Genomic DNA, 2,109 nt, shown 5'->3' on the forward strand with positions numbered 1-2,109 from the left:
CAAGTCATCAGGAATACCCGTCGCACGCCCGCGTTTTCTCGAGCGCCTGAACAACGTAACGCCTTTCGAAATCTACTTCGGACGCAACAAAGCTATTCTGAGAGAAGGCGAAAAACCAAGAAACAGACAATCCGACAATGCCGCTTGCAACATCAAAAACAAGCCGCGTGATCAATCGCGCGAACGAACCGGAGCCAATATACTCCCAAAGCGTTCAAGCGACTGTGTCGGAGTTCTGCCCGGTGTCTGGGTCGGATCGGTCCGCGGTTTGTGAACCGGGCATCGCAACACCTTCGGACGGCGCGAGTCCAAGCGCGGGAAGTCGTTGGTTAAGAATGCCCCAGAGAAAGCCGAAAGTGATCGTCTGGACGCCAATAGACGCTGTGACCACCGCAAGCGCGGCGGGACGGACGATCTGGCTCGCGACAAGGTCGCCGAAACCGGCGCGCGCCCAAAAGCTCACCGACCACAATGTGGCCAAGAGCGCAATCAGCAACAACAGCCCACCCGCGATGCAGGCATTGTCCACGGTGATGCGAGATTGCATACGCGCAAACCGCTCGCTCGTCGGCAGAAGCCCGAAGCGGAACGCGAAAACCCGCGCAAGCCCGTAGAAAAAGACCATTTGCGCCCCGGTTATAATCGCGGCACAGGCCAGGATCAGTGCTGCGATATCGAACGTCAACGAGCCGATCGTGACGGGGCCGAAGAACAGCGCTGAAAACAGGAGAATACCGATCGTGAAGATCGTGATGCCCGGATAGTAGAACAGCCAATGCGGCGCGAAACTCATCAGAAGTTTCAGGTGCAACCAGCCATCGCGCCAACTGCGCAGATGCGGCGGCCGAGAGCGGCCGTCGGGGCTAAGTGTCGTGGGCACCTCTTCGATCCGGTAGCCCATGATCGTGGACTTGATCACCATTTCCGAGGCAAACTCCATGCCTTGCGTATTGAGTTTGAGGGCGCGGATCGCAGCGGCGTTGAAGCCCCGCAGACCGCAATGGAAATCGCCCACCGGTGTGCGGTAGAAGATGCGGCCCACGGCGGACAGCACCGGATTTCCAAGGTAGCGGTGCAAGTGCGGCATGGAATTTTTGGCAATTCCTCCCGTAAAACGGTTGCCCATGACCAGATCGGCACCACTGCGCAGGCGCTCGACAAAGGGACCAAGCGCCGAGAAATCATAACTGTCGTCACTGTCGCCCATGATAATGTAGCGGCCGCGCGCTTCGGCGATTCCCGTGACTAAGGCAGCCCCGTACCCCTTTTCCGGCGCATGCACGATACGGGCGCCCAAGGCCTCGGCAATGGCTTGGCTGCCATCGGTGGAGCCGTTGTCGGAGATGAGCACTTCGCCCTCGATACCGCTACTTTCGAGATAGGACATCGCCTTTCGTACACAGGTTTCGATGGTCTCCGCCTCGTTCAGGCAGGGCATGAGGATAGTGACTTCCATAAAACGACCTGTGTCAAATCAAGGATCTATACCCTATCGCGGTTACCATATGCGCCGCTGTCAGCGCGCAAATTATTTTGGAAAATAGGCGGTCTTTCGTCGAAACGGGATATTTTGGCGCTTCGCAGGTAAAACCGTTGCAGTTGCGCAACCTTTTCAACGCCAGCCTTGTTCCGGCGCAAACTTGCTCGAGTTTTATTATCTTCCCGGCCGGGCCTCATGCACAAATGACCACAAATTACACTGGAACAACTATACGCAGGCAAGACGCCCATGACAGCACTGCACAGAACAAGCTCCGGCGCGGTCAGCACTTCTGGTGTGTCGGTTCTGGGCACGCCAGCAAAATACTGGACGATATTCGGCTTTGCGCTGTTCATCTATGTTGCGAGCCAGACGATCCCCTTCCCGACGGTCTTCCACAAGCTTGAATTTCGGGGCAACGACGACTTCATGCGGCTTTTGTCTGTTCGCACCTGGCTGGCTGGCCAATCTTGGTTCGACATGACGCAATACCAATTTGTCCCTCCGGACGGCCTCTCCTTACACTGGTCGCGCTATGTCGATCTGGGTATCGGAGCGCTTCAGCGCACATTGGCGCTGGTCATGCCCGACGCCTTGGCCGAGCGCTGGAGCATCGTATTGTGGCCAGC

Annotated in this window: 1 protein-coding gene and 1 pseudogene; one reads left to right on the forward strand and one right to left on the reverse strand. The window is 57.2% G+C overall.

The window, feature by feature from the left end; genetic code table 11:
* Nucleotides 1-214: 214 nt before the first annotated feature.
* Complete coding sequence (locus AC221Y_RS23250; RefSeq protein ID WP_486708652.1) at nt 215-1,456, reverse strand: glycosyltransferase family 2 protein; 1,242 nt, start codon at nt 1,454-1,456, stop codon at nt 215-217.
* A gap of 273 nt (nt 1,457-1,729) precedes the next feature.
* Between AC221Y_RS23250 and AC221Y_RS23255 the strand changes: the two are divergent.
* A pseudogene (locus AC221Y_RS23255) lies at nt 1,730-2,109 on the forward strand (hypothetical protein); the annotation flags it as partial.

This window comes from Boseongicola sp. (assembly GCF_057460485.1).